The sequence below is a fragment of the Stenotrophomonas sp. STEN031 genome (assembly GCF_056759975.1).
The window spans coordinates 41,199-64,106 of the sequence record NZ_JBRREA010000025.1 but is presented as its reverse complement, the minus strand read 5'-3'; the positions used below and the strand labels follow the sequence as shown (position 1 = coordinate 64,106).

21 protein-coding genes are annotated in these 22,908 nt (G+C 63.9%); 11 read left to right on the top strand and 10 right to left on the bottom strand.

Annotation, left to right across the window (positions count from 1 at the left end):
- Positions 1-147 precede the first annotated feature (147 nt).
- The gene (locus ACVOLQ_RS12795; RefSeq protein WP_481528262.1) at positions 148-1,761 is read right to left on the bottom strand and encodes an alpha-glucosidase; all 1,614 of its coding nucleotides are present in this window, start codon (positions 1,759-1,761) and stop codon (positions 148-150) included.
- 203 nt (positions 1,762-1,964) lie between these two features.
- Here ACVOLQ_RS12795 and ACVOLQ_RS12790 point away from each other — a divergent pair, with 203 nt between their 5' ends.
- The gene (locus ACVOLQ_RS12790; protein ID WP_481528261.1) at positions 1,965-2,963 is read left to right on the top strand and encodes a polyprenyl synthetase family protein; all 999 of its coding nucleotides are present in this window, start codon (positions 1,965-1,967) and stop codon (positions 2,961-2,963) included.
- 5 nt (positions 2,964-2,968) lie between these two features.
- On the top strand, positions 2,969-3,226 hold the full coding sequence (locus tag ACVOLQ_RS12785) for a helix-hairpin-helix domain-containing protein (RefSeq protein ID WP_481528260.1): 258 nt from the start codon (positions 2,969-2,971) through the stop codon (positions 3,224-3,226).
- Positions 3,227-3,697: 471 nt separating this feature from the next.
- On the opposite strand, the gene ACVOLQ_RS12780 is transcribed toward ACVOLQ_RS12785, so the two are convergent.
- Positions 3,698-4,495, bottom strand: a complete 798-nt coding sequence (locus ACVOLQ_RS12780) for a dienelactone hydrolase family protein (protein WP_481528259.1) — start codon at positions 4,493-4,495, stop codon at positions 3,698-3,700.
- Between the two features lie 186 nt (positions 4,496-4,681).
- On the opposite strand from ACVOLQ_RS12780, the gene ACVOLQ_RS12775 reads away from it, so the two are divergent.
- Positions 4,682-5,932, top strand: coding sequence for a hypothetical protein (locus ACVOLQ_RS12775; RefSeq protein WP_481528258.1), 1,251 nt, complete (start codon positions 4,682-4,684; stop codon positions 5,930-5,932).
- 186 nt (positions 5,933-6,118) lie between these two features.
- The gene (locus tag ACVOLQ_RS12770; protein WP_481528257.1) at positions 6,119-6,712 is read left to right on the top strand and encodes an SMI1/KNR4 family protein; all 594 of its coding nucleotides are present in this window, start codon (positions 6,119-6,121) and stop codon (positions 6,710-6,712) included.
- Positions 6,713-6,772: 60 nt separating this feature from the next.
- Here the strand turns inward: ACVOLQ_RS12770 and murD are convergent, their stop codons facing one another.
- The 3 genes from murD to ACVOLQ_RS12755 all read right to left on the bottom strand — a co-directional run bounded on the left by murD (position 6,773) and on the right by ACVOLQ_RS12755 (position 12,330).
- Positions 6,773-8,212: a UDP-N-acetylmuramoyl-L-alanine--D-glutamate ligase gene (gene murD, locus ACVOLQ_RS12765; RefSeq protein WP_481528256.1), complete on the bottom strand. Its 1,440-nt coding sequence runs from the start codon at positions 8,210-8,212 to the stop codon at positions 6,773-6,775.
- Positions 8,193-9,644 carry a UDP-N-acetyl-alpha-D-muramoyl-L-alanyl-L-glutamate epimerase gene (gene murL, locus ACVOLQ_RS12760; protein ID WP_481528255.1) on the bottom strand — a complete coding sequence of 484 codons (1,452 nt, stop codon included), beginning with the start codon at positions 9,642-9,644 and terminating at the stop codon, positions 8,193-8,195. Before murL ends, murD begins: the two co-directional genes overlap by 20 nt.
- 76 nt (positions 9,645-9,720) lie before the next feature.
- Positions 9,721-12,330, bottom strand: coding sequence for a bifunctional aspartate kinase/diaminopimelate decarboxylase (locus ACVOLQ_RS12755; protein ID WP_481528254.1), 2,610 nt, complete (start codon positions 12,328-12,330; stop codon positions 9,721-9,723).
- A gap of 461 nt (positions 12,331-12,791) precedes the next feature.
- Here ACVOLQ_RS12755 and ACVOLQ_RS12750 point away from each other — a divergent pair, with 461 nt between their 5' ends.
- Positions 12,792-13,661: a PhzF family phenazine biosynthesis protein gene (locus ACVOLQ_RS12750; RefSeq protein ID WP_481528253.1), complete on the top strand. Its 870-nt coding sequence runs from the start codon at positions 12,792-12,794 to the stop codon at positions 13,659-13,661.
- Positions 13,662-13,693: 32 nt separating this feature from the next.
- On the top strand, positions 13,694-14,554 hold the full coding sequence (locus tag ACVOLQ_RS12745) for a PhzF family phenazine biosynthesis protein (protein WP_481528252.1): 861 nt from the start codon (positions 13,694-13,696) through the stop codon (positions 14,552-14,554).
- A 162-nt stretch (positions 14,555-14,716) separates the two neighbouring features.
- Here ACVOLQ_RS12745 and ACVOLQ_RS12740 read toward each other — a convergent pair whose 3' ends face one another.
- The gene (locus ACVOLQ_RS12740; RefSeq protein WP_481528251.1) at positions 14,717-14,890 is read right to left on the bottom strand and encodes a hypothetical protein; all 174 of its coding nucleotides are present in this window, start codon (positions 14,888-14,890) and stop codon (positions 14,717-14,719) included.
- Between ACVOLQ_RS12740 and ACVOLQ_RS12735 the strand changes: the two genes are divergently transcribed.
- Genes ACVOLQ_RS12735 through ACVOLQ_RS12725 form a run of 3 tightly spaced genes read left to right on the top strand, consistent with a single transcriptional unit; the run spans position 14,889 to position 16,981 of the window.
- A complete protein-coding gene (locus ACVOLQ_RS12735) occupies positions 14,889-15,764 on the top strand; it encodes a PhzF family phenazine biosynthesis protein (protein ID WP_481528250.1) in 876 nt (291 codons plus the stop codon). The two genes, ACVOLQ_RS12740 and ACVOLQ_RS12735, sit on opposite strands and share 2 nt — an antisense overlap.
- Positions 15,765-15,810: 46 nt before the next feature.
- A complete protein-coding gene (locus ACVOLQ_RS12730) occupies positions 15,811-16,602 on the top strand; it encodes a hypothetical protein (protein WP_481528249.1) in 792 nt (263 codons plus the stop codon).
- A gap of 13 nt (positions 16,603-16,615) precedes the next feature.
- Positions 16,616-16,981, top strand: a complete 366-nt coding sequence (locus ACVOLQ_RS12725; protein WP_481528248.1) for a 5-carboxymethyl-2-hydroxymuconate Delta-isomerase — start codon at positions 16,616-16,618, stop codon at positions 16,979-16,981.
- A 70-nt stretch (positions 16,982-17,051) separates the two neighbouring features.
- On the opposite strand, the gene ACVOLQ_RS12720 is transcribed toward ACVOLQ_RS12725, so the two are convergent.
- Positions 17,052-17,495 (bottom strand): hypothetical protein, encoded by a 444-nt coding sequence (locus tag ACVOLQ_RS12720; RefSeq protein WP_481528247.1) that lies wholly within the window; start codon positions 17,493-17,495, stop codon positions 17,052-17,054.
- Positions 17,496-17,725: 230 nt separating this feature from the next.
- Here ACVOLQ_RS12720 and ACVOLQ_RS12715 point away from each other — a divergent pair, with 230 nt between their 5' ends.
- Positions 17,726-18,118, top strand: coding sequence for a bleomycin resistance protein (locus ACVOLQ_RS12715; RefSeq protein WP_481528246.1), 393 nt, complete (start codon positions 17,726-17,728; stop codon positions 18,116-18,118).
- A gap of 84 nt (positions 18,119-18,202) precedes the next feature.
- Here the strand turns inward: ACVOLQ_RS12715 and ACVOLQ_RS12710 are convergent, their stop codons facing one another.
- Entirely contained in the window at positions 18,203-18,634 is a 432-nt protein-coding gene (locus ACVOLQ_RS12710) for a hypothetical protein (RefSeq protein ID WP_481528245.1), read from the bottom strand.
- An 81-nt stretch (positions 18,635-18,715) separates the two neighbouring features.
- Here ACVOLQ_RS12710 and ACVOLQ_RS12705 point away from each other — a divergent pair, with 81 nt between their 5' ends.
- Positions 18,716-19,078 (top strand): GFA family protein, encoded by a 363-nt coding sequence (locus ACVOLQ_RS12705; RefSeq protein WP_481528244.1) that lies wholly within the window; start codon positions 18,716-18,718, stop codon positions 19,076-19,078.
- A 220-nt stretch (positions 19,079-19,298) separates the two neighbouring features.
- Here ACVOLQ_RS12705 and ACVOLQ_RS12700 read toward each other — a convergent pair whose 3' ends face one another.
- Together ACVOLQ_RS12700 and ACVOLQ_RS12695 are read right to left on the bottom strand one after the other, a co-directional pair.
- Entirely contained in the window at positions 19,299-21,644 is a 2,346-nt protein-coding gene (locus ACVOLQ_RS12700) for a TonB-dependent receptor (protein WP_481528243.1), read from the bottom strand.
- A gap of 206 nt (positions 21,645-21,850) precedes the next feature.
- The gene (locus tag ACVOLQ_RS12695) at positions 21,851-22,855 is read right to left on the bottom strand and encodes an extracellular catalytic domain type 1 short-chain-length polyhydroxyalkanoate depolymerase (RefSeq protein ID WP_481528242.1); all 1,005 of its coding nucleotides are present in this window, start codon (positions 22,853-22,855) and stop codon (positions 21,851-21,853) included.
- Positions 22,856-22,908 lie beyond the last annotated feature (53 nt).

Sequence of the window (22,908 nt, the reverse complement as noted above, 5' to 3'; positions counted from 1 at the left end):
CCCCAACCCCTCTCCCGCAGGCGGGAGAGGGGCTTGAGCCAGAGCCAGAGCCAAAAACAAAAGCAATAACCAAAATCCAAAATCCAAAATCCAAAAAAAAAGGCGGAGATGCTATCTCCGCCCGCACAAAAGAGAGAACAACAAAAATCAGCTGCGACGCGCGCAATACACCGCATGCCCAGGCAATACCAGTTCGCCAGTTTCAACACCGCCCGCCACGGGGCCCGGCAGCGCCAAAGCCTGCCACTCACCCGCCGGCAACGCATGCCGCACGGTCTCGCCCGAAAGATTGAAGGCCAGCAACAAGGTCTCATCACCCGCCTGCCGCTCAAACAACAGCACCGGCTCAGCACTATCAAGAAAACGAATCGAACCCGAGACCAAGGCCGGATGCGCTTTGCGCCAGCTCAGGAAGCTGCGGAAGGCATGCAGCACCGAATCACCATCCACTTCCTGTACCTGTACCGACAAGGCCTGATGCTCGGCAGGAATCGGCAACCACGGCTTGCCGCTGGTAAACCCGGCCAATGCCTCATCGGTCCACGGCATCGGCGTACGGCAACCGTCACGGCCCTTGAAGTTCGGCCAGAAGGTAATCCCATACGGGTCCTGCAGCGCCTCGAACGGCACGTCCGCTTCGCCAAGACCCAGCTCTTCGCCCTGATAGATGCACACCGAGCCACGCAGCGAGCAGACCAGTGCCGCCAGCATCTTCGCCAGCGACGGCTTGGCCGGATGCCCGCCCCAACGGGTCACCGCACGCTGCACGTCATGGTTGGACACCGCCCAGCACGGCCAGGCCTCGCCCATCGCAGCTTCCAGTCGTTCGACGGTGCTGCGGATATAGCCCGCACTGTAATCGTCCACCAACAGTTCGAAGCTGTAGCCCATGTGCAGGCGGCCCGGCGCGGTGTACTCGGCAGTCGTCGCCAGCGAATCCTCCGAGGAAATCTCGCCCAGCGTCACCGCGCCCGGGTATTGGTCCAGCAAGGCGCGCAGGCGCTCCAGGAAGCCGATATTTTCCGGGCGGGTGTTGTTGTAGTAGTGGTACTGGAACGCATACGGATTGTCCGGGCTGAAACCACGGCCAATACGCTCGCTCTCTGGCTTCGCCGGGTTGTCACGCAGCTGCGCGTCGTGGAAGCAGAAATTGATCGAATCCAGGCGGAAGCCATCCACGCCACGGTCCAGCCAGAACTTCACGTAATCCAGGGTTGCCTGCTGCACCGCCGGATTGTGGAAATCCAGGTCCGGCTGCGAAGCCAGGAAGTTGTGCAGGAAATACTGCCGGCGCCGCGGCTCCCATTGCCAGGCCACGCCGCCGAAGATCGACAGCCAGTTGTTGGGCGGCGTGCCATCCTCGCGCGCATCGGCCCACACATACCAATCGGCCTTGGGATTGTCGCGGCTCTCGCGGCTTTCCTTGAACCAGGCGTGGTCTATCGAGGTATGGCTGAACACCTGGTCGATCATCACCTTCAGACCCAGCGCATGCGCCCTGGCCAGCAAGCGGTCGAAATCGGCCAGGTTGCCGAACAGCGGGTCCACATCGCGGTAGTCGGCGATGTCGTAGCCAAAATCGGCCATCGGCGACTTGAAGAACGGCGACACCCAGATCGCATCCACGCCCAGCGAGGCCACGTACTCCAGGCGATCGATGATGCCCGGCAGGTCGCCGACGCCGTCGCCATTGGTATCCAGGTAGCTGCGCGGGTAAATCTGGTAGATGACGGCACCGCGCCACCATGGAGTCTTGGACATCGAACGCCCCCCTACGGGCCTCAAAGCCCCTGTTTCAGGGCCGCGAAATGTATGCCGGCCAGCTTAGCGTCGGTGCTTTGCCGACGGTGTTGCTTGCATACGTATTCACTGCGCAAAGGCCCGGTTTCCTTCGGTTTTCGGCCCCGACGGGCCGCCCCGGCCGACTCCGCCTATAATCCCCCAGTACCCCCTGAAGTCTTCCTATGAGCATCGCTGAACATATCCGCCCCGCGCTGGGCCTGCCTGCCATCCAGACCTTTGCCGCAGCGGACATGGCTGCCGTCGATGCCCTGATCCGCCGCCGCCTGTCCTCGGACGTGGTGCTGATCAACCAGATCGCCGACCACATCGTCTCGGCCGGCGGCAAGCGCCTGCGTCCGATGCTGGTGATGCTGGCCGGCCATGCGGTCGGCGGCGCCGGCCCCGAGCACCACCAGCTGGCGGCGATCATCGAGTTCATCCACACCTCCACCCTGCTGCACGACGACGTGGTCGACGAGTCCGACCTGCGCCGCGGCCGCAGCACCGCCAATGCCCTGTGGGGCAATGCCCCCAGCGTGCTGGTCGGTGACTTCCTGTACTCGCGCAGCTTCCAGCTGATGGTCGAGCTGGAACGCATGGCGGTGATGCAGATCCTGGCCGACACCACCAACCGCATCGCCGAAGGCGAAGTGCTGCAGCTGCTGCACGTGCATAACCCGGATACCGACGAAGCCGCCTACCTGCGCGTGATCGAGCGCAAGACCGCGGTGCTGTTCGCCGCCGGCACCCGCCTGGGCGCGCTGGCTACCGGCGCCGACGAGGCCACCCAGCAAAAGCTTTACGACTACGGCATGCACCTGGGCTATGCGTTCCAAATCGCCGACGATGTGCTGGATTACTCCGCCAATGCCGACGAACTGGGCAAGAACCTGGGCGACGACCTGGCCGAGGGCAAGGCCACCCTGCCGCTGATCCACGCCATGGCGCACTCGGACGACGTGGTCCGTAACCGTCTGCGCGAGATCGTGCAGGACGGCGATGCCAGTGCGATGCCCGAAGTGTTGGCGGCGATCCACGCCACTGGCGGACTGGAGTACAGCCGCAAGCGTGCCGTGGAATATGCCAACGCCGCCGAGCAGGCGCTGGACGGCCTGCCGGAAACCGACGCCGTTGCCGCCCTGCGCGGTCTGGCCCGTTACGCCATCGAACGCAGTCACTGACCGCGATGGCAGGCCTGCAGCAGTTCAACGAGGACGAGCGTGCCGTGCTGTTGGCGGTGAAAGGCGTGGGAGCCACCGTGGTGGCCCGGCTGGAGCAGCTGGGGTTTCATTCCCTGGCGCAGCTGGCCGAAGCCGAAACCGGCGATGTCGTCAGCCAGGCTTCGGCGATGCTGGGCAGCAGTTGCTGGCGCAACAGCCCGCAGGCGCGGGCGGCGATCAGCGGGGCGATCGCGGCGGCCAAAGGTGTTGTAGGAGCGGCATAAGCCGCGAAGCCGCAGCTGTTCCCGGCGCCATTGAACGCCCGCAACCCTTGCTACATCCCGGGCGGGCGGCATTTGCAGCGATCTGACAGATAGCCAGCTTCGCGGCTTACGCCGCTCCTACAAACGGAATGCATTTCTGGCAAGGCCCCTGCCGAGCATGGCTCGGCACTACGCTCCCTCCCTTTGCCGTTGGCAAGGGGAGGGTTGGGGAGGGGTAGCTTCACCGCTTCTGATCTGGTCGTGGCTTCGTGGCTTATGCCGCCCCTACGATCTGATGCATTGCTGGTGAGGCCCCTGCCGAGCATGGCTCGGCACTACGCTCCCTCCCTTTGCCGTTGGCAAGGGGAGGGTTGGGGAGGGGTAGCTTTACCGCCTCTGATCTGGTCATGGCTTCGCGGCTTATGCCGCCCCTACGATCTGATGCATTACTGGTGAGGCCCCTGCCGAGCATGGTTCGGCACTACAGTGACGTCAGTCGCCCAGGCGCTCTTCCAGGAAGTTGTCCATCATCTTCCAGGCACGCTTGGCGGCGCGCGGGTCATACAGGCAGCCCGGTGGGCTGTTGGCGTCAGACTCGGCGAAGCAGTGCACCGCGCCGCTGAAATTGACGAACTGCCAGTCGGCCTTGGCGGCATCCATCTCGGCACCGAAATTGGCGATGTCCTCGGCGGTGATGCCGCGATCAGCGGCGCCATTGAGCACCAGCATCGGCACCTTGCCGCTGCCAGCCACTGCGGGGGCCGGCGTCGACAGGCCGCCATGCAGGCTCACCACGCCTGCCAATGGCAGGCCGGCACGGGCCATTTCCAGCACGGTGGTGCCGCCGAAGCAGAAGCCGACGGCGGCGATATGCGTCGCATCCAACGGTGCCTTGCCAGCCTGGCCTTTCAATGCCTCCAGCGCCGCCGCTGCGCGGGCGCGCAGCAGGCTGCGATCCTCGCGCAGGGGTTTGGACGCAGCGGCCGCTGCGTCGTTGTCCTGCGGGCGCACATTCTTGCCGTAGACATCAGCCACCAGCACCACATAGTCGTCGCCGGCAATCTGTTCGGCCTTGGCCACTGCCGAGGCATTCACGCCGCGCCAGTTGGGCACCATCACCACGCCGGGGCGACGGGCATCGCCCTCGTCGTCATAGACCAGCACGCCGCTGTAGGTGGCTCCCTGCAGCTGCCATTCAACCGGGCGCTGCTGCATCTTCGCGAACGCAGGAAAGGTTGCGCTTACGCACAACGCCAATACTGCCAACTGCAATTTCCTTGCTGCTTGCATGGGATTGCTCCGGTCAGGGTACCGGGAGAGTTTACGACCATACAGGGCACGCATGTCCGGATCTGCGCCGCCATCCGCCCCCACAGACACTGGCTCAATGTGCCCGCTGCATCGGACAATACTCGCCCCCTTCGACGAGGGGGCTCGGAATCTGACAAACAGCATTTACAAGGACGATCCCATTCAATGAAGAAGCTCACACCGACCCTCCTGTGTGCCGCGATACTGCTGCCATCAACGCCAGTTGGGGCAACGGAGTCCGTGATCGCGGAGACTTTCAGCGCGTTTTCGCGCTGCGATGCCGGCTTTTTTGAAAAGCTGCAGGCCAATGCCTCCGTCTGGGAAGCGCATGCAGTACTGAACCGCTCGACGAACGCAAGCTGGATCGCGGTTCCCGACCGGTATGAAGACAAGAAAAACACGATTGCCCTGAAAGACCCGCCAGCGGTGGCAGGAGTGACGCTGTCGTCCTACTTCGACGAATTCACCGATATGGAGAGAATGGGCCAGTACCTGTTCTGGGGATTCATTGCCGACGGATCACCTGATCACGTTGCCAAGCAGCTGGCCCCACTGCTTGATCACCCGGATAGCCTGCGCAAGTTGGGGCCGATGCATGCGCGCGCCGAGATCTGGGAGGACGGAAAATGGACAACTTCGTTCGGTCGCTCCGGAACCGTCCCCGGTACTCGCAAACTTGAGCGCGTGTTCCTGCTGGAACCCCACGGTGCAAACCAGACCCGCGTCAGCTGCTCTTTGCAAGGCGCTGTTGATGCAACGGTGTTGGGTGCAATCCGTCCGGACATTCCCGTTGCAGAGTACCCCGCGCCCGCGCAGGAGCTTGGTTTTGCCGACGTCACCGTACCGGCCGCGGTTATTGAAGCCATCAGCAGTCCGCTGCTCGCGCCGAAGTTCAGCCGCCTTACCTATACCTATACCTCCATCAACGACCAGAAGCCTTCCTCCATAACCGTCGAGCTGGTAGCGCAGGGAGACTTGATACACAGGACGGAAATCTACAGCAGGAACTTCAGCGTCCAGCGCCTCATGAAAGCCAACCTCATCCAGCTGAAGTCGAAGATGGAGGGCTCGCTTGGCGGACGCGTGTTACTGACCGATACCATCAGCGCCAACTTCCCGGCGAACTGGAACGAAGGACAGGTGCTGCGCTTCAACTCCAGCGGTCGCTATGCGCCGATCAAGGCGCGCGACAAAGCCATGGACACCTCGGCCACCTGCACCATCGGCACCCGCTTTCCTGCAAGCGAAATCTTTGCGTCCCTTCCCGGCGATGCCATCCGGCTGTCGTGTGACTACGGCGACCGTCAAAGCACCGATGCCTTCATCGAAGACCTCGGCGTGACCCTCACGCTGGATTCCACATCAGGGCGAGGCCGTAGCGTAGACCGGGTCACTGCCTTGGAAATTGTGCGCTGATGAGCGGAAACTGATCGGAGCCGACCGAAACCCTTCGTGGCGATCATCGTTGAGCCCACCGGCTTGAGGGCGGTCGCCGCGAAATCCATCATTCATCCCTGTTAATGCACGCCGCACCGCTGCTACTGCGTTGAAGCGATCCGCAGCGCCTTCCCTGCCCCTTCCCCTCATCCCTTTCCCTGCCCTATGAGCCTTGTAGAAACTTTCCTTTCCGGCCTTGTGCCGCGCTTGCCTGCAGACGATGTGCCAATGTGGCGCTGGGTGGAAGGCGCAAGCAAGTCCGACCTGCAACGCCTGCAGCGGCAATGGCCGCAAGTACCGGCGAGCCTGCTGGAGCTGCTGGCACAGGTGGATGGCAGCCACTACCGGGACTACCCGCAGGGTGAGGTCAATGTGCTGATGCTTGGCTCGGACGTCGGCGACGGCAGCTACCCCTACTACCTGCGGTCGGTGCAGCAGATCTTCGAGGACAGTGCGCAATGGGGCGACAGCATCCGTTCCATCTACGAAGACTGGCTGGACGATGAGCCGGAGATTCTGGGTGCAGGCATCGATGCCGACGTGCCGATGAGCAGGCGCCTGTGTTTCTCGCACTGCATGAACAACGGCGGCACCTCGATGCTGTACCTGGATTTCGATCCTGCGGAAGGCGGCATCAGTGGCCAGGTCGTACGCTACCTGCACGACCCTGACAGCTATGCGGTAATCGCGCCCAGCTTCGATGCCTACCTGCAGCAGCTGATCGACGGCGGTTACGCTTTCACCGACGAAGAAGAGTGATCTGCAGGTAATGGGTGGCGCCGACCGACAGTCAGCGCCACTTCGGCCTCGGCCAAGGCCTTAGAGGATGCCGATACCCGGAATGGCACTGATGCTGTCCGGATCGAATCCGGCCAGCTCGGCGAAGTGCCGTCCGCGCGCCACATAGTCCTTGTAGGCACCAAAGCTCGGCGCGCCCGGCGACAGCAGTACTACCCCGCCCTGCCCGCCTAATGCAGCACGCGCCAGCTCCACCGCATGCGGCAGATCGGTCGCGGCGTGCAGGCCGAAACCGCCAGCCTCGGCCAATGGCGCGAGCAGCGCATTGATGCGTGGACCGTTGTTACCCATGGTCACGATCTCGACCGGCGCGTTGTCGCGCATGTGCTCGGCGAAGTCCTGCCAATCCACGCCGCGATCATGCCCACCAACCAGCAAGGCGATGCGCTGCCCGGCGAAACAATCCAGGGCGGCCAGCGACGCATGCGGCGTGGTGCTGATCGAATCATTCACCCAACGCAAGCCATCGCGTTCGCCCAGCAGCTGCAAGCGATTCGGCAGAGGCCGGAAGCTTTGCACCGCAGGTGCCAAGGCAACCGCATCCAGACCAAGGGCTTCCAGCGCGGCCAACACCGCGCACAGGTTGCCGCGGTTGTGGCGGCCGGGCAGCGGTGTGTTCGAGGTGTCGAACACCGCCTGCCCACCGCGATGCACGACTTCGCCGACCATATGCCAGCCTGCGGGCTGGTTGAACCAGACGATCTGGCTGTGCGGCAGCTGCAGCGCGCGCAAGTGTTCGTCAGCGGCGTTGAGCACGGCGACGCGCGGATGACCGCCGGTCACCAACGACAGTTTGTCGTCGATGTAGCGCTGCTCGCTGCCGTGCCAGTCCAGATGCTCCGGAAAGATGTTCAGCACGATGGCGACGTCCGGCCGCGTACCGCTGCGGGCGACTTCGCCGGTCTGGTAGCTGGACAGTTCCACTGCCCAGTATTCCGGCGCTGGTTGCGGGTTCAATGCCTCCAGCAGCGGCAGACCGATATTGCCGATCAGGCCGGTACGATGCCCGGCCGCACGCAGCAGATGCGCCAGCAGCGAGGTGGTCGTGCTCTTGCCCTTGGTGCCGGTAACGCAGACCGTGTTCGGCAGCGTGCCATCGGCATCGGCGTGCTCGCTGAACCACAGCGAGGTGCCGCCGATGAACTGCGTACCCCGTGCCATGGCATGCTGCGCCTCGGGCTTGTACGGACTGATACCCGGTGACTTGATCACCACATCGAACGAAGCCAGCAGCTCACCACTGAGCTCGGTTTCAACGCGCAGATGCGCATCGCCCAGCGCCCGAATTTCCGCTGCTTCAGCAGCAGAACAAAGCACCGTCAAACGCGCAGGAAACCGATCTTCCGATTCCCGAGTCCCGATTCCCCATTCCCGATCACGCAGCGCGTGATAGGCCGCGCGGCCTTCACGGCCCCAGCCCCACAACGCGACGCGCTTGCCTTCAAGCTGCGAAATTCGCACGCAGACGCTCCCACAGTGCTGCCGGGATGCGGTGTTCACCATCGATGACCAGCAAGGGTTCGACCTGCAGTTCGTCGGCGGCCAAGGTCGGCTGGATCAGGCTGGCGAAGCGCTTGACCAGCACATCTTCCTTCCAGTCCGGACGCGATGCCAGGGTCGCCATTGCCGCGCGCGATTCCTTGCCCTCGCCCACGCACTCGAACGGTTTGTGGTCCTGGAACTCGAGCAGCGCGTCGTAGCCGCCGGCCTGCTCCATGTCATCCAGCAGGTTGCGGCCGAAGATGCGCACCAGCCGGATCTTCGGCATGAACGGGGCCAGCGCCAGGAACACGAAGTGGCACTTCGGGCAGACGCCGCACCAGCGGTTCACCGGGCGCTCGCCGAGGATGTGGAAATTGCGGTTGCAGCTGGAGAAATGCGCGTCGTAGAAATCGGTCTTGGCGAACTGACGGGCCACTGCCAGCTCCGACAGCGGACGCAGCAGCGAGTAGTAGTTCAGGTCGGCAGCGATGTACTGCTGCACGTAGTCACCAAACGCCTTCTCGAAGGCCCAGCCCTTGGACCACTGGTGGTTCACTTCGCCGGTACCGGCAATCTGGCTGCCGTAGCTGGCCGAGCGTTCGTTGGAGAACACCACCTGGTCCACACCCTGCACCACGGCGGCCAGCACCATGATCGCCGAGTTCACCGCGGTGACCGGGATATGCCCGTTCCACGCGCCCTGGCGATTGAGCTCGAACAGCTCCGGCGCCAGCGTGCGGCCGATGTTCAGCGTCGGCAGGCCGGTGCGCTCTGCACAGGCACGGATCAGCTGCGAGCCGCCGATCCAGGTAACGGTTTCGGCGACACCCGCATTGCGCAGGGCTTCGATGCTGACCAGCGAATCCTTGCCGCCACCGATGGCGACCAGGGCGTGGTGGGCCAGGCCGAGTGCCGGCGCGTTGCTCCCCTCTCCCTGCGGGAGAGGGGCCGGGGGTGAAGGTACGGCTGCGGCGGAAGCTGCGTCGGCTGACGCACCCTCTCCCCAACCCCTCTCCCGGGGGGAGAGGGGCACATTCACGGGCAGCTTGAACCGGTCGCGCAGGTTCAGGCCGTTGCGGTAGGCGAATTCGCCGAGGCCGTTGAAGTACACCGTCTCCACCAGCGCGGCGGTGGCCGCGTCGATGGCGTAGCTGTCGATGCTCACCTGCGACGGCACCGCTGCCTTGTAGTAGCTCACACCTGCGATCAGGTGCAGCAACTGCAAAGCGCGTTGCACCGCGGCCGCGCGCTCACCGTCCAACTGGAACGGCGCGCCCGGCACGGTGACGGTCTCGGTCATCTCCGGGCCGTCGTCGAAGGCGTATACCAGCCGCGCCACACCGGTGTCCGCAGCGAAATCGCAGCGGACGAAGCGGAAACGGGAAACCTGGTCTTTATCAAAAGCTGTCATGGCGTATCCGGGAATCAAACTGGCCGTTGCGCGTCAGCGCGCAACGGACGACAAAGGTTTTCGCATCAGGCGGACGTCACTGTGCATCATCAATCACGTCCTCGCGCGGCAAGGCGCGTTGGTTATAGGTACTGGCCATGCTGAAGCCATAGGCGCCGGCATCGGCGATGACCATCACATCGCCCGGGGCGGTCGCCGCCGGCAGCTTCACCCGCTCGGCAAACACATCGCTGGATTCGCAGATCGGGCCGACCACGCTGAAATCAACATCGCGGGCGGCATCCAGGCGCGACAGGTTGGCGATGTCGTGCCAGGCGTCGTACAGCGCCGGGCGCAGCAAGGCATTCATGCCGGCATCCAGGCCAACACGGCGCACGCCATCCTTCTCCACCACCTGGTTGGCGTGGGTCAGCAACACGCCGCACTCGGCGACCATGAAGCGGCCCGGCTCGATCGCCAGTTGGAAGGCCGGGTGCACCGCCTTGATATCGGCCAGGCCAGCGGCCCAGGCGTCCAGGTCGAACGGCTCATCGTCATCGCTGTACGGCACCGGCAGGCCGCCGCCGATATCGAGGATTTCAACGCTGCCGATGCGGCGCGCGAAGCCGGCCATTTCATCGACCATCTGCTTCCAATGGCCGCTGTTCTCGATGCCGCTGCCCAGGTGGGCGTGCACGCCGGTGATGCGGATATCCAGCGCGCGCGCAGCGGCGATGAACTCATCCACACGCAGCGCGGACAGGCCGAACTTGGAATCCTTGCCGCCGGTGTTCACCTTCTTGTGGTGACCATCGCCGTGGCCCAGGTCGATGCGCAGCCACAGCTTGCGGCCACGGAAAACCTCCGGCCAGCGCTGCAGCAGCTCGACGTTGTCGACGGTGACGTTGACGCCACGCGCCAGCACTGCCTGGTACTCGCTGATCGGCGCAAAGCTGGGGGTGAACAGCACGCGCTCCGGGCTGATGTCCGGCACCGAGGCAAACACCAGTTCCACCTCGCCCTGCGACACACACTCCAGGCCGAAGCCTTCGGCCGCCAGGGTGCGCAGGATCTCGGGGTGCGAGTTGGCCTTGATCGCATAGAAGCGGCGGTCGATGGCGTCGATGGCCTTCAACTGGCGGGCACGCTCGCGCACCTTGTCCAGGTCGTAGATATAGGCCGGCGTGCCCTGTGCGGCCAGCGCCAGCAGTTGCTTCTGCTTGGCCGGCGCATGCCACCACGGCGTCTGCCGCGGACGGATGCTGCCGATGATCTCGCGCCAGCGCGGGCCGAATACGTGTTCCTCGTAAACCGGCATCGCGCCACTGTCGATCAGCTCGGCGTGCAGGATGGGCAACAGCCCATCGGCATCGGCCTCGTCGATGACGAAGGTCAGGTTCAGGTCATTGGAGGACTGCGAGATCATGTGCACGCGCTCCTTGCCGAACGTGGCCCACACGTCCGAGAGCTTGTACAGCAGCGAGCGCATGCCACGGCCAACCAGGGTGATGGCCGCGCAGGGCACGATCACCTTGACCTTGCAGATTTCCGACAGGTCGGCCGACAGTGCGGCCAGCACATCGGTGCTGACCAGGTTTTCGGACGGGTCCAGCGACACGGTGACGTTGGTCTCGGCCGAACCGATCAGGTCCACCGACAGGCCGTGCTTCTTGAACAGGTTGAACACGTCGGACAGGAAACCGACCTGCTGCCACATGCCGATGCCTTCCATCGAGATCAGCACGATGCCGTTGCGGCGGCTGATCGCCTTGACCCCCGGCACCGGCTCGGCATTGCCGTCGATGCTGGTGCCCGGCATATGTGGGCGCTCGGTGTCGAGAATGGCCATCGGCACGCCGGCATCGCGGCAGGGCTTGATCGAGCGCGGGTGCAGCACCTTGGCACCGGTGGTGGCGATTTCCTGCGCTTCGTAATAGTCCAGGCGGGTCAGCAGGCGCGCGTCGGGCACGTCCTTGGGGTTGGCGCTGAACATGCCCGGCACGTCGGTCCAGATTTCCACGCGGCTGGCACCGAGCAGCGCGCCGAAATAGGCCGCCGACGTATCCGAACCACCGCGACCGAGGATGGCGGTGCCACCGTCGCCGTGGCGGGCGATGAAGCCCTGGGTGATCAGCAACTGCGTGGGCTGGGCCGCGAAACGCTGCTTGAAGCCCTCCTCGCCCTGCCACTGGCAGTTGACCGAAAGGCGCTGCGACCAGGCGGTCTGGTTGGGGGCCGGCGGCTGCGCATGCAGCCACTCACGGGCGTCCATCCAGCCAAAATCCAAGCCGGTGCTGCGCAGGTAGGCGGCACCGACGCTGGAGGACAGCAGTTCGCCCTGGCCCAGCACCTCGGCCTGCCAGTCCAGCGGACGGCTGGCCGCGCGCGGGTCGTCCAGCAGCGCCTGCAGCGCGGCCAGGCGTTCAGCCAGCACCTCGCGGCCCAGCTCCAGCTCGGCAAGGAAATCATTGTGGCGGCTGACCAGCGCGGCCACGCGCTCGCGGCTGTCGGCAGCGCCGTCGGCAATGGCGGTCAGTTCATTGGTGACGCCGGACAAGGCCGACACCACCACCAGCACCCTGCCACCGGTCTCGTCCGCACGTTTTTTCGCCAACTGACCGATCGTGTTCCAGCGATGACGACGCGACACCGAGGTGCCACCGAACTTGAGGACGATCCAGCGATCAGCAATTGGGGAAGCAGACATTGGCTTTGTGGGTTCACAGGTGGGAGAAAGACCCGGCAATGCGGGCGGAACTCCCGATTCTATGCCAAGCCGCTGAGGCAGGACGGCTGAGTTACCGGCGATACCATCGCCGCCCGGCCTCCCCTCCCGGGGCGAAGAAAGTAGCACTTGCAACGATCCGGGTCATCTTTGCGTGAATGGGGGCGGTTTGAGGGCTATGGCTATGGCTATGGCTATGGCTTTGGCTTTGGCACCCGCTTTTAAGAAGCCGTCATTCCCCCGCAGGCGGGAATCGCTCCTTCTCCTGCTCCTGCTCCTGCTCTGGCTATGGCTCTAGCAAAGGAAAAGCACAAAGCCCAGAGCGATTCCATCATGCGCGGGAATGATGGTTCAGTTGTTGGCAGATTGCGCTGAAACCAACACTTGACGACTTCCTGCATGCCCATGCCTAAGCTGTACCACCCCGCCCCACCCCAAAACCCATGCCTCCACGCCGTTACCTGCAACTGGACGTCTTCGCCGCCCGCCCCGGCAGCGGCAACCCCTTGGGTGTCATCCTCGACAGCGATGGCCTGGATACCGCCGCCATGCAAGCGCTCGCCGCCTGGCTGAACCTCTCCGAGACGGTGTTCTTCCTGCCGCCGGACGCCGGCGCCAGCTACCGCATCCGCATCTTCACCCCAAGCAGCGAACTGCCCTTCGCCGGCCATCCCAGCGTCGGCGCGGCCTGGGCGGCGGTCACCTCGGGCCTGGCAACGCCGCGTGATGGCCAGCTGCTGCAGCAATGCGCTGCAGGCCTGCTGCCGGTGCGGGTAAGCGGGCCGGAAGATGCTCCCACCCTCCTGTTGGCCAGCCCACCCGCCCGCCAGCATCCAACTGCGCCAGACGCTGTACCTGAACAACTGCAGGCCCTGCTCGCGCCCGGCCACAGCCCCGAACTCTGGGGCAACGGCCCCCGCTGGTGGCTGTTGCCGGCCCGCGATGCCGCCAGCGTCCGCGCACTGATGCCAGACATGCCCGCAATCGCCGACTGGAGCAATGCCACCGGCGCGACCGGTGTGGCGGTATTTGCTGCCGAAGCCGGCCCGGATCACGCGCTGGTAACGCGTGCGTTCTGCCCGGCCGATGCAGCCGACGTACCCGAGGACCCTGTCACCGGCAGTGCCAACGCCCTGATCGCGGCGTGGCTGCGGCAACACGGGCAACTACCCAAGGCTGATGGCAACTACGTCGTCAGCCAGGGCCGCGAAGTGGGCCGCGACGGTCGCGTCCAGATCGCAATCGACGCACAAGGAAGCGTCTGGATCGGCGGTCAGGTCCAACCGGTTATCGCAGGACAGGTGCACTGGTAAGCTGCCCAGCCGTCGTCTGGAAGCGATTTTCAATGTCTGTTCGCCGTTATCTGCAGTTGGATGTGTTTGCCGCCCGCGCCGGTGCTGGCAACGCGTTGGGCGTCATCGTTGACAGCGAGGGCCTGGACGACACCGCCCTGCAGGCCATCGCCGCCTGGCTAAACCTGTCCGAGACCATCTTCTTCCTGCCGCCCACCGAAGGCGCCAGTTACCACATCCGCATCTTCACCCCGAAGGGCGAGCTGCCCTTCGCAGGCCACCCCAGCGTCGGTGCCGCCTGGGCGGCGGTGGAACTGGGCCTGGCCACGCCCGATGACAACGGCCAGCTGATCCAGCAATGCGCCGCTGGTCTGCTGCCGGTGCGGGTACAGGGCGGGCGCTGGTTCCGCCAGATCCACGTGCGCAGCCCGCAGGCTGAACGCCGCAACGTCGCCGCCCCCGCACTGCCGGAAGGCCTGGCCGCATTGGCCAAGCCCGGCCATACCCCGGAACTGTGGAACAACGGTCCGGACTGGTGGTTGCTGGAAGCCGGCAGCGAGGCCGCCCTGCGCCGCTACAAGCCGGAGCTGGCCGCCATCGGCGCCCTGCCCGGCCGCGGCAAGCTGGCCGTGTACGCGCCCGCTGACCGCCCGGACGTGGGCTACCAATACGCCGTACGCGCCTTCGCCCCCGGCGTGGGCATCAACGAAGACCCGGTAACCGGCAGCGCCAATGCGCTGGTGGCCGCCCAGTTGCTGGCACAGGGTCGGATCAAGCCGTTCCAGCAATACCTGGCCAGCCAGGGCCGCGAACTCGGCCGCAATGGCGAGGTGCGGGTGGAAGTGGATGCCGAGTCCAACATCTGGATTGGCGGTGAAGTGCAGCAGGTGATTGCTGGGCAGATTGAGTGGTGACAGCGCAAGCGATGCCCGCTATTCCCTTCTCCCGCTCGCGGGAGAAGGTGCCCCGAAGGGGCGGATGAGGGGAAGCGTGCGAAGCACGCATGCCTTTGATTTTGCCTTTGCCGACAGCAACAACCAAAAAGCACCAAGCAAGCGGACTGCGTCCGCCTCCCCTCACCCCAACCCCTCTCCCGCAAGCGGGAGAGGGGCTAAAGCAAAAGCCAACTGCAACTGCCCAAACCAAGGCAACAGCCACGGCCAAAGCAGCAGCAACAGCAGCAACAGCAGCAACAGCAACAGCAACAGCAACAGCAACAGAACAGCCTTACAGCATTCGGACTCTCCCATGACCACCCGCCGCTTCCTGCAACTCGACGTCTTCGCCCCGCGCCCCGGCACCGGCAACCCGCTGGCCGTGGTCCTCGATGCCGATGGCCTGGACGATGCCGCCATGCAGGCCATCGCCCGTTGGACCCGCCTGCCTGAAACCACTTTCATCTTCGCCCCGACCAAGCCCGGCAGCAGCTACGGCATCCGCATGTTCGCCCCGCAGAAAGAGGTACCGTTCGCCGGCCATCCCAGCGTTGGCAGCGCGCATGCTGTGCTTGAAAGCGGCGTGGCTGCAGCCATCGACGGGCAACTGATACAGGACGGCATCGCCGGCCAACTGCCTTTGCAGATCAGCGAGCGCGATGGCATCCGCACCATCGCCATCCGTACCCCGCGTGCGTGGGTGGCCGAGGTCGTCAGCGCCAATGACCCGCGCCTGCAGCCGGCGATCCTCGGCTGGCCCTTGGGTGCGTTACCACCGGCACTGATGGACGGCGGTCGCCGCTGGTGGGTCGTGGAAGTGGCCAATGAAGCCGCCCTGCGCGCCCTCAGCCCGGACTGGGATGCCATTGCCACGCTGGCCGAGGCCACCGGCGCGATGGGCGTATTCGCCTATGCACGCACCGCTGGCGACAACTACCAACTGGTGGTGCGGGCATTCGTCGGCAATGGCCGTCGTTTTGAGGATGCTGCTTCCGGTGCCGCCAATGCGGTGCTGGCCGCCTGGTTGGACGAGCGCGATGCCCTGCCCGGCGTGGACAAGCGCTACACCGCCAGCCAGGGCCGCGAAGTCGGCCACGACGCCCTGCTGGAACTGCGCATCGACGAGCACGGCGATGTCTGGTCCGGCGGGCAGGTGCAGACTGTGATCCGCGGAACCATCGATTGGTGATGCGGTCAGAGACTCGCCAATAGCCGATCAAGACACGGAGTTCGGAATGCGCAGATGGATCTCGCTGCTGACGCTGTTGTTCGCCTTCACCGTGTGCGCTGCGCAACCGTCAGCGCAGCCGCAGAAAGCACTGTTCGTTGGCAACAGCCTCATCTACGTGGGCAACCTGCCAGCGACCTACGCTGCACTCAGCACCGCCAATGGCCATCCGCTGCAAAGTCAGATGATTGTCAAAGGTGGCGCGTTGCTTGACCAACGGGTTGCGGATGGCTCGGTTCAACGTGCTCTGGCCGAGCATCGCCCACAGCTATTGGTTCTGCAGGAACAAGGCGGCGCCCTGCTGTGCTGGCCCGACGAAGCCGCCTGTACGAAATCGCAGGCGGCGATTAGGACACTGGCAAAGGCAGGCAGCAACGCCGGCGCGCGCGTCCTGCTGCTGGGTAGCTACCAGGCACAAGCGGCAGCATCTGCCCGCCTGATCGCCAAGGAAGCAGCCGCCGCCGAACAGGCCGGCATTCCCTATGTGGCAATCTCCGAAGCCCTGCGCAGCGCCGCGGCCGCAGCCCCCGAATTGCAATGGTATGACGCTGACGGCATGCACCCGGGCCCGGCGCTGACCCTGCTTGATGCCATCCAGCTTTATCGTACCGCCCATGGCCGCCTGCCTGAGCACGGCTTCTCGGTGGCCGCGCCAATCTACCTGCCCAAAAGCGGGCTTGTTGCGGACCTGCGCGATGCCGATGCCGCCGCACCGCTCGCCGATACACCCACCCATATCCACTACCCGGATGCGATGATCCATCGGATCAACGCGCTGCTGCCATCCGCGCAGCCCTGACAACGAGTTCGCCATGCCCCACCTGACCGTCGAATACAGCAGCAACCTCGCCACCGCCATCACCCCGGCCGTGCTGCGCACCCTCAACCTTGCGCTGCTTGGCACAGGCCAATTCGAGGAGGCCGACATCAAATCGCGTGCGCTGGAGTTTGATTGCGTCGCGATCGGAACCACTGACAGCCCACGCGGCTTTGTGGCCGCGCGCTTGGCAATACTCAGCGGTCGCAGTAGCGAAATCAAACGCGAGTTGGCCGACACGCTGCTGGCCGCGCTTGAATCTGCCATCGCCGCTGGTGGAATGGAGCTGCAGATCAGCGCCGAAATTGTCGACATCGATCGTGACAGCTACGCAAAAGCCGTGATCCAGGCCGAGATCTGAGCGAACACCCGCCGCGATTGAAGTGCCGCTGAAGCCGCACTTAAATCCGCAGGACCGAGCGCCGTGACGCTCAGCTCTCGGCCATCTTGAAGCTGACCTTCGCACCATCAAACAAGGTGAGATAGGCATCATTTGCGCGCAGTTTGACGTCTACCCAGAAAATCATTTCCTTGGTCCCGGGAACAAACTCGGAGAACGAGGTATTGACGCTGAGCTCCACCTTTCCCCTATCGCCACGCGAGTTCAGCACTTCGCGCTGCAGGTTGCGCAGCTGGCTAACGCCTTCTGCGGTCAGTGCCAGCTCATAGGTTGTCACTGCGATATTCCTGCTGAGCACGCCGGGGCTGCGCTCGCCCTGGGTGCTGCCAATCAAACGCAGTGGCATCGCCGCGACGCGCGCAGCCTGCCCTTCTGGCTGCAGCTTCAAGGTCAGGCGGGTGGCCTCCGGGTTCAAGGTATTGCCGCGGGGAATCGCCACCTTGACCCGGATACCTGCAGGGTCCAATTGGACCAACGCTCGCTCATCCAATGAAGAAAGGCGCAGCGCGGTAGACAATGGGATCGAGGCGCAGCTGCACAACATCAGCAAGCACAGAAACACGGACGTTCTTGCAAAGAACATAGGAAAATACATCACAGCATCTCCTTGATGTTGGCACCTCCCCACTGACGCACCGGTTCCGGGAGCCCTCCCATGCTCCAACCGTGCCACTATTGCGGCAGACCTGCCATGGGATCAACAGCATGACGCCTGTTCACTTTCACTCCGTTTCGCCCTTTCTTGCTAGCGAGGACCTGCCTGTCAGCTTGGCCTTCTATCTCGACAAGCTCGGCTTCACCCTGGCCTGGGAATGGGGCCAACCCGCGGAGCTGGCGGCAGTCTGTCGTGACGAGGTCGAGCTGACGCTCGCCAGTCGCGCAGACGCCAAACCCGGCGGAATCAGCAGGTTGTACCTGCACATCGACGGCATCGATGACTATCACGGGCAGCTGCTGGCTGCCGGCGTTGCGATCACCGTTGCCATCGCCGACCGACCGTATGGCATGCGCGACTTCAGCGTCACCGATCCGGCCGGGAATGTGCTGTGTTTCGGGCAGGCGTTGCCGCAGCCGATGGGGGATGTGGGAACGGCGTAAGCCGTGAAGCTCGCACCCAGACAGGCAGGTCAACAACTGCAATCGCACACAAAGCGATTGCAGTTGCATCATCAGCTTCGCGGCTCACACCGCTCCCACAGCCCTGGCTGGCTTTCTTGCGAACAGATAGCCCAACCAGGCGAACGGGATATAGGCCAGCAGCACGTCCAACACCTCGAACCAACGCGGTGCTGGCAGCATGAAGCAGCTGGCGATGCCACCGGCCAGGAACAGCAAGCCGATCAGCAGGGCCGGCACTTTGCTGCTGCGCCCGACGATCCAGGTTGCCAGCACCGCACCAACAAAGGTGCCCAATGCATGGGCAAGGAAAGGAAACAGGAAGTGACGGGCCTCGAACAAGGGCATTGCGGCTTGCAGGCCTTCAGTCGTACGGGTGTCCGCACCCGCTGGCGGTGGCACCAGATGCCCGCCGAGCAGGATCAGCCCCATGTTCACCGCGCTGCCGGCGATCAAGCCCAGCACCACCGCCAGCAAGCCTTTCAGGAATGCACGCATCACCCTCTCCCACCCGTCCGATGATGGGCTGAGTATGATCCAAGCCCTGTCTTACCGCTTGCCTTCTTTCTGGAGATCCGTGTGTGCCACCGTCCCCTGCAGACTTACCAGGGCAGCTGCCATTGCGGCGCTGTCAGCTTCCGCATTCAAACCGACTTCCCGGAACTCACCACCTGCGATTGCTCGATCTGCCGGCGCAAGAACGCCTTGATGGTGAAGGTGCATGAATCCGCGTTCGAGCTGCTGTCCGGGCAGGAGACACTGGTGGAGTATCGGTTCCACACGATGACCGCGCACCACTATTTCTGCGGCACCTGCGGTATCTATCCGTTCCACCGCAAGCGGGTCACCCCAGACTACTACGGGGTGAATGTGTTCTGCCTGGAAGAGTTTGATCCGGAGGGGATTCCGGTACGGGCGACGGTTGGTGCGGGGATGGTCTGATCGGGCACCTGGAGGCGGCTTTGGCTTCGGCTTCGGCCCTGGCCTTTTCCCTTCTCCCGCATGCGGGAGAAGGTGCGCCGCAGGGGCGGATGAGGGCAGCTCTTGGCTTGTAGCTTCTGCTTCGCCTGCTGCATGCCGAGGTAAAGCGAAACTGCACGGCGCTTCGCACCGTCCCCTCACCCCAACCCCTCTCCCGCAGGCGGGAGAGGGGCTTGAGCAATCAGCGCCAGTTGTAGTTGAACGAAACACCAATGATGCGCGGATCGTTGTAGACCGCCGCCATGTAGTTCTCGATCACACCCTTGAGGTTCTTCTCGTTGGTGATGTTGCGGGCGAACGCCGCCACTTCCCAGGCGCCATAGCCGCCGGTATAGCCAACGCGCAGGCCACCTTCAAAGTTGCCCTTGGAGTAGAACTCCTTGCTGTCGTACAGCACGAACTGGGTTTCGCCCTGCTTGTTCCAATCGGTGGCGAAGAACACCGCGCCATCATCACCCACTGGAATGTCGTAACGCGCGGCCAGGTTCAGGTTGTACTTGGGTGCGTTCGGCAACGGGTTGCCGTCGATCTGGGCGTAGACATTGCTGCCGATCTTGATGGTCGGGTCGTTGACCGTACACACCACCACACCGTTCAACGCACAGGCCTGCGCATACACGCGCTTGTCCTGGATCTCGCTGTGCAGCAGGCTCAGGCCGGCGGTCAGCGACAGGTTCGGGATCGGACGCCAATCCATGTCGGCTTCCAGACCATAGGCACGCGCCTTGTCGGCATTGAACAACACGCCGTTGCCGTTGGAATCGTTGCCGTTGAGCTGGATGTCGTTGACGGTATAGGTGAAGCCGCTGACGTTCAGACGCAGGCGGTTGTCGAACAGGCTGCTCTTGATACCGGCTTCCCAGGACAGGATGGTTTCCGAATCAGCAGTGGTGAAGTCGGCATTGAATACCGCCGAGCGGCCCTGGATGGTCGGGCCACGGAAGCCACGTGCCACGCGTGCGTACAGGCTCAGCTCCGGGCTGACTTCATACATCGCGCTCAGGTCCCAGCTCGGCTGGGTGTCCGACATCTCGACGTTGTGGCGTCCCTTGTAGGTGACCAGACCGGCAGCGGTATCGGCGGTCTTCAGCAGGCGCGTGCTCTTCTCGTCCTTGGTCGCGCGGATACCTGCGGTCAGCGTCAACGCATCGGTGGCCTTCCAGCTCACCTGGCCGAAGCCTGCCCACGAGGTATTGATGTTGCGCAGGCGCACCCAGTTGTTGGGATTGCGTGCCGGCGTGTTGAGGAACCAGGCGCGCTGATAGAAGTCAGTGGTGTCGCGGCCATCGAAGTAGAACGCGCCAACCTGCCATGACAGCGGATCGGTGGCATTGGAGGCCAGGCGCAGCTCCTGGGTGAACTGGTCCAGGTCCTGCACCTGCCCCATCGACTGTCCGTATCCATTGGGCAGGCCATTGACCGGATAGTTCGCCGCCGCACCGCCGTCGGTATCGCCACGGCTGTAGCCGGAGGTGGTTTCGTAGGCGCTGATCGAGGTCAGCGTGGTGTTGCCGAAGTCGTAGGTTGCCTTCAGCGAGCCACCGTGGGTCTTGTAGGCCTGTGGGTTGTTGTCGGCTTCATCGAAGGCGACCTTATCGCGCGGCACATCGACGCGGTTGCTGCCCTTCACCAGCGCATTGCGCAGGAACAGGGTGGAGGTGCCTTCATAGTCGCGGGTATGCACGGAACCGAGCAGCGAGAACTGTTCGTTCGGCTTGTACAGCAGCTGCAGGCGCAGATTGCGGTCGTCGTAGCCGCCCATTGTGTCGTTCTTCGGCGTCACCGTGCCGTCGGCGCTGGGGCCGCGATAGGTGTTGTCCACCCAGTCGTCGCGGTGCTGGTACAGGGTGGAGACGCGGTAGGACAGCACGTCGTTGATCGCGCCGCCCATGCCACCGTCGATGGCCACCGTGTTGTAGCTGCCGTAGCTGATGTTGACCCGGCCACTCGGGTCCTGGCTGGGCTTGGCGGTGTCAAACTTGACGATGCCGGCGGTAGTGTTGCGGCCAAACAAGGAGCCCTGCGGGCCGCGCAGCACTTCCACCTGGTCCACGTCGTAGACCGGGTTGGACTTGAGCACCACGTGTTCCAGCACCACGTCGTCCTGGATGATGGAGACCGGCTGCGAGGCGCCGAGGTAGAAATCGATATTGCCCAGGCCGCGGATGTAGAAGCGCGGGAAGATGCGCCCGGTGGTGGTCTCGGCATAGAAGCTGGGGACGCGACCGGACAGCGCCAGCAAGGTGTCATCGGCACCTTCGGTATAGCTGCGCAGCGCCTCGCCCTGTACCACGCCCACCGACACCGGCACGTCCTGCAGGTTCTGCTCGCGGCGCTCGGCGGTGACCGTGATGGTATCCAATGCCGTCGCGGCGCTGCGCGCCTCGGTCGGCGCAGCATCCTGGGCCAGCGCGGTCTGCGCGGCCAGCGGCAGGATCAGCAATGCGCAGGCCTGGGCCAGCAGCGAGCGACGTGGAAAATCATGGGTAACGCGGGTAACTGCAGAAGCGGTGCGGTGACGCAGCATGGAATGGCCTTGGTTGGCAGTTGATGATTGCGCCCAGCCCGGACAGGGCCAATGACGCGGCATGAGGCGCGCAGATCATCACCGCACAAGGTTGCAATTCGATGGCATTGCCAGCGAACAACCCCGGAAAACCAAACGCCAGCGCAGGAGCCGATCGCTCCCACGCTGGCGATGACACCCTTCAATCAATTCCGCGCTCCAAGCGCTCAGCGCAGCTGGTCTTTCAGGAACAACCAGGTGATCAGGGTTGCATCCGGCCCCTGCGGATCGGTAAACGGCAAGCCGGACGTGCTGCCGCTCCACGCATGGCCCATGCCATGCACCAGATAGTCCTGGACCAGGGTCTTGCCACCGTAGTTGTAGTTCTTGACCGTATAGGCGCGCCCACCCGGGACCTGCCCGGCAACCGTGCTGGTCGGCACGTACTTGACCGAATCATTGTCCAGTCCATCATCAGCCAGATCATTGGTCTGCAGGAACTGACGCACCGCCTGCTGGCCGTTGACCGGATTGACCGTGGTATCGACGCTGCCATGGAACACCAGCACCGGCAACGGACGCGGCGACGGCGAGCCCGAGCACTGCCAGGCAAGCTTGCCATTGCTTTCCGGCGAGTAGATGCTGCCCGCCAGCAGCGCGTAGGCACTGCCGGATACGGTGGTCGCGCCTTTGTACATGCCGCCGGAATGGATGGCACCAGCTGCGAACACATCGGAGTAGCAGGCCAGCATGATCGAGGTCATCGCACCGCCGGCAGAGATGCCGGTGACATAGATCCGGCGCGGATCGACGGCATAGCCGCCCTTCACCGCATCGACGATGCCGGCCAGGATCGAAGCCTCGCCACTGCCACGTGCCTGGTTGATCGGCAGTTGCCAGTTCCAGCAGCGCGTCGGGTTGGAGGTAACGTTCTGCCGCGGATAGACCACGATGAAACCTTCGACGTCGGCGACATCATTGAAGCCCGAGGCCTCGCCCATCAGGTTGGGCCCGTTGACGCAGCCGTGCAGTACCAGCAGCACTGGCAATGGCTGGGTTGCCTCATAGCCTGCCGGCACCCACACCTGGTATTCACGACTGCCAAACAGGTTGCCGTAAACCCCGAAGTCCCAATGCCCTACCGAGCCTGCGGCGAAGGTGCTGCCAGCCGATGCGAGCCATGTGCATAGCGCGAGCAAAGCGATCTTGATCGTATTGGTTGCAGATTTCATAACCAGATCCTCATACGTGAGTCGTGGATGAAGTCGTACCGGAAATCCTCGCG

What these genes read in the sequence shown, in the direction of transcription:
- ACVOLQ_RS12795 (WP_481528262.1), bottom strand. Translation starts at nt 1,761, where the DNA reads ATGTCCAAGACTCCATGGTGGCGCGGTGCCGTCATCTACCAGATTTAC.
- ACVOLQ_RS12790 (WP_481528261.1), top strand. Translation starts at nt 1,965, where the DNA reads ATGAGCATCGCTGAACATATCCGCCCCGCGCTGGGCCTGCCTGCCATC.
- ACVOLQ_RS12785 (WP_481528260.1), top strand. Translation starts at nt 2,969, where the DNA reads ATGGCAGGCCTGCAGCAGTTCAACGAGGACGAGCGTGCCGTGCTGTTG.
- ACVOLQ_RS12780 (WP_481528259.1), bottom strand. Translation starts at nt 4,495, where the DNA reads ATGCAAGCAGCAAGGAAATTGCAGTTGGCAGTATTGGCGTTGTGCGTA.
- ACVOLQ_RS12775 (WP_481528258.1), top strand. Translation starts at nt 4,682, where the DNA reads ATGAAGAAGCTCACACCGACCCTCCTGTGTGCCGCGATACTGCTGCCA.
- ACVOLQ_RS12770 (WP_481528257.1), top strand. Translation starts at nt 6,119, where the DNA reads ATGAGCCTTGTAGAAACTTTCCTTTCCGGCCTTGTGCCGCGCTTGCCT.
- murL (WP_481528255.1), bottom strand. Translation starts at nt 9,644, where the DNA reads ATGACAGCTTTTGATAAAGACCAGGTTTCCCGTTTCCGCTTCGTCCGC.
- ACVOLQ_RS12755 (WP_481528254.1), bottom strand. Translation starts at nt 12,330, where the DNA reads ATGTCTGCTTCCCCAATTGCTGATCGCTGGATCGTCCTCAAGTTCGGT.
- ACVOLQ_RS12750 (WP_481528253.1), top strand. Translation starts at nt 12,792, where the DNA reads ATGCCTCCACGCCGTTACCTGCAACTGGACGTCTTCGCCGCCCGCCCC.
- ACVOLQ_RS12745 (WP_481528252.1), top strand. Translation starts at nt 13,694, where the DNA reads ATGTCTGTTCGCCGTTATCTGCAGTTGGATGTGTTTGCCGCCCGCGCC.
- ACVOLQ_RS12735 (WP_481528250.1), top strand. Translation starts at nt 14,889, where the DNA reads ATGACCACCCGCCGCTTCCTGCAACTCGACGTCTTCGCCCCGCGCCCC.
- ACVOLQ_RS12740 (WP_481528251.1), bottom strand. Translation starts at nt 14,890, where the DNA reads ATGGGAGAGTCCGAATGCTGTAAGGCTGTTCTGTTGCTGTTGCTGTTG.
- ACVOLQ_RS12730 (WP_481528249.1), top strand. Translation starts at nt 15,811, where the DNA reads ATGCGCAGATGGATCTCGCTGCTGACGCTGTTGTTCGCCTTCACCGTG.
- ACVOLQ_RS12725 (WP_481528248.1), top strand. Translation starts at nt 16,616, where the DNA reads ATGCCCCACCTGACCGTCGAATACAGCAGCAACCTCGCCACCGCCATC.
- ACVOLQ_RS12715 (WP_481528246.1), top strand. Translation starts at nt 17,726, where the DNA reads ATGACGCCTGTTCACTTTCACTCCGTTTCGCCCTTTCTTGCTAGCGAG.
- ACVOLQ_RS12710 (WP_481528245.1), bottom strand. Translation starts at nt 18,634, where the DNA reads ATGCGTGCATTCCTGAAAGGCTTGCTGGCGGTGGTGCTGGGCTTGATC.
- ACVOLQ_RS12700 (WP_481528243.1), bottom strand. Translation starts at nt 21,644, where the DNA reads ATGCTGCGTCACCGCACCGCTTCTGCAGTTACCCGCGTTACCCATGAT.
- ACVOLQ_RS12695 (WP_481528242.1), bottom strand. Translation starts at nt 22,855, where the DNA reads ATGAAATCTGCAACCAATACGATCAAGATCGCTTTGCTCGCGCTATGC.